This window comes from Heyndrickxia camelliae (assembly GCF_002844575.1).
GTDB lineage: Bacteria > Bacillota > Bacilli > Bacillales > Bacillaceae_C > Margalitia > Margalitia camelliae.
Genome location: NZ_PIQO01000072.1, coordinates 1 through 412 on the forward strand (window position 1 = coordinate 1; position 412 = coordinate 412).

Below are 412 nucleotides of genomic sequence, written 5' to 3' on the forward strand. Positions count from 1 at the left end.
GAGCTATATCAAACACTTTTTTGGAGAGTTTGATCCTGGCTCAGGACGAACGCTGGCGGCGTGCCTAATACATGCAAGTCGAGCGGACCAAAATGAAAGTTTACTTTCATTTTGGTTAGCGGCGGACGGGTGAGTAACACGTGGGTAACCTGCCTGTAAGACTGGGATAACTCCGGGAAACCGGGGCTAATACCGGATAACTTCTTTCCTCGCATGAGGAAAGATTGAAAGATGGCTTTTGCTATCACTTACAGATGGACCCGCGGCGCATTAGCTAGTTGGTGAGGTAACGGCTCACCAAGGCAACGATGCGTAGCCGACCTGAGAGGGTGATCGGCCACACTGGGACTGAGACACGGCCCAGACTCCTACGGGAGGCAGCAGTAGGGAATCTTCCGCAATGGACGAAAGT

At 52.2% G+C, this 412-nt stretch carries 1 rRNA gene; it reads left to right on the forward strand.

The features are described 5' to 3' along the window. Positions 1-17: 17 nt before the first annotated feature. A 16S ribosomal RNA gene (locus CWO92_RS24965) occupies positions 18-412 on the forward strand; the annotation flags it as partial.